We start from the raw sequence: 1,357 nt of genomic DNA, 5'->3' as shown, positions 1-1,357 counted from the left end.
GTCGAAGTACAGGCAGTAAGGATGAAGGCCGTGCATAGCAGCGCCACAGACTGGATGCGCATAGAACTCTCCCTAGCAACCTAACACCTAAGTTAAGCCGACCTGCGTAGTGGAGGCAACGGCGTGGCAAGCTTTTTCTGCCACGACGGTGCTGTAACGAAGCAGGTTCGGCTTGAACGAATTGTTAGGCCTTGGGCCGGGACAGTGCTCTGTGATGAGCCTCAGCTTGAGCAAGCCTTGCGAGGATAGCGAGGAAGCAACCAATGGCAATGATGCCGACCCCCATTGTTGCCTGACTCAGTGATAGCGCACCGATAGCTGCTGCCAAGATCCCCAGGATCACTAGAACTGCGCTCATGCTTCCCCCTGTAGTGCCGATTGCCGGCGTGGTAAATGTTTGTAGTCAATCGAATCCATCGCGACTCTAACTGACAAGGCCTAACGCTTGAGTTAAGCCGAGCCGCGAAGCGGCTTCGGCTTGAACGAATTGTTAGCCGTCACTCGGTGACGACCCCGGCAGCCACTATCTTGCCGCCACTCTCAAAGAGGAATCTCTGGCCTGGGCTGAAGCCAACTGGGACTTCTGTTTCCACTTGGATATCACCCACACCGCCGGGCTCAATGGCAGCTTTAGAGTTGACCCTGGCACTGGTTGTTTGCCCCCCTATCCAGATTGTCACGGTGTCACCATGTCTAACGGCTTCTACTCCGGGAGACTCTAGCGCGCTCAGGAGATAGATAAGCCCAGAGACCTCTTTACGAGACGGCGGCGTATTCTCAGGCGCTCTAGCCGGAAGTGCGACAGTCTCGCGAAGGATAGATTTCAGGCCGCCCTCGTCAAAGAAGAGAGGCACGGCACTGCCTTTGATCTCGTACTTGTCAAAGAGCTGTCGAACCTCGGCAACTTCTTTGTCAATTAGGGATGCCTTGTCGGGGAGCCCATTCAGGGCAGCTGTATTAACGACAAGTATTGACAGAGACGGCACTCTGGCCTGCCGCGCGATTAGGATGTGTTCCCGAGTGATAGGCAAGGGGCCATTCGCCGCGTCAATAACCAGCACAGCATGCTTGGCTCTCGCAGCGACGTTTGCCACCTCTGATGCAGAAGCATCCTTGTGCGGCGCCTCAACCCAAGAAGCGCTTAGTAGCGAAAGTCTTGCGTCGTCGCCCAGCAACAGGACTCCACCCTTACTTGCCGTTGCGTTTTGACACCCAGAGAGCAGCAGTACTACAAGAAGCCATTTCAAATTCACCGTAATCCCCCTATGACGGCTAACGCCAGAGTTAAGCCGAGACGCGTAGTGGAGCGAAACACATGGCAAGCTTTACCTGCCATGTGTTTTGCGTAACGAAGCGG

The 1,357-nt window shown here is 55.1% G+C and carries 1 protein-coding gene; it reads right to left on the bottom strand.

Annotated elements, in window-relative coordinates; genetic code table 11:
* Nucleotides 1-497: 497 nt before the first annotated feature.
* Entirely contained in the window at nucleotides 498-1,253 is a 756-nt protein-coding gene (locus tag ACW5F0_RS14720; RefSeq protein WP_457000045.1) for a GTP-binding protein, read from the bottom strand.
* Nucleotides 1,254-1,357 lie beyond the last annotated feature (104 nt).

It is taken from the genome of Luteimonas sp. A534, from assembly GCF_054072805.1.
The sequence above is the reverse complement of the archived record's forward strand: the minus strand, read 5'-3'. Positions and strand labels throughout refer to the sequence as shown.